This window comes from Odoribacter sp. N54.MGS-14, from assembly GCF_000980295.1.
GTDB classification, from domain to species: domain Bacteria; phylum Bacteroidota; class Bacteroidia; order Bacteroidales; family Marinifilaceae; genus Odoribacter; species Odoribacter splanchnicus.
On sequence record NZ_LARL01000169.1, the window covers coordinates 1 to 870 of the forward strand.

Annotated in this window: 2 rRNA genes; both read left to right on the top strand. The window is 53.4% G+C overall.

The annotated features are described in order from the left end of the window. Window positions 1-569 (top strand): 23S ribosomal RNA (locus tag WS42_RS14885); the annotation flags it as partial. Between the two features lie 77 nt (window positions 570-646). Then, window positions 647-763 (top strand): 5S ribosomal RNA (gene rrf / locus WS42_RS14890). Window positions 764-870 lie beyond the last annotated feature (107 nt).

Genomic DNA, 870 nt, shown 5'->3' on the forward strand with positions numbered 1-870 from the left:
GTAAAGGCAGAAGGGAGCTTGACTGCGAGACAAACAGGTCGAGCAGGGACGAAAGTCGGGCTTAGTGATCCGGTGGTTCCGCGTGGAAGGGCCATCGCTCAACGGATAAAAGCTACCCTGGGGATAACAGGCTGATACCCCCCAAGAGTTCACATCGACGGGGGTGTTTGGCACCTCGATGTCGGCTCGTCTCATCCTGGGGCTGAAGTAGGTCCCAAGGGTTGGGCTGTTCGCCCATTAAAGAGGTACGCGAGCTGGGTTCAGAACGTCGTGAGACAGTTCGGTCCCTATCCGCTGTGGGCGTTGGAAATTTGAGTGGAGCTGTCCCTAGTACGAGAGGACCGGGATGGACATACCTCTGGTGCACCAGTTGTACTGCCAAGTGCATAGCTGGGTAGCTACCTATGGACGGGATAAGCGCTGAAAGCATCTAAGTGCGAAGCCCCCCACAAGAAAAGATTTCCTCCGCAAGGTAAGACTCGTGGGAGACTACCACGTTGATAGGCCTGAGGTGTAAGTACAGTAATGTATTGAGCTGACAGGTACTAATAGGTCGAACGCTTAACCAAGAAGGTACGAAAGAGAGAAGTCTTTGGATCTCTATCAGTTAACATGGGAGATCACGACGCGAGGAGCGAGTGATAGATCCGGTGACAATAGCGGAGAGGAAACACCTGTACCCATCCCGAACACAGAAGTTAAGCTCTCCAGCGCCGATGATACTTGGCGGGAAGCTGCCTGGGAAAGTAGGTCGTTGCCGGTTCATTTTTTATACGGGTTTGATATTCAAACCCGCTTTTGGCCCCATGGTCAAGTGGTTAAGACATCGCCCTTTCACGGCGGTAACCCGGGTTCGAGTCCCGGTGGGGT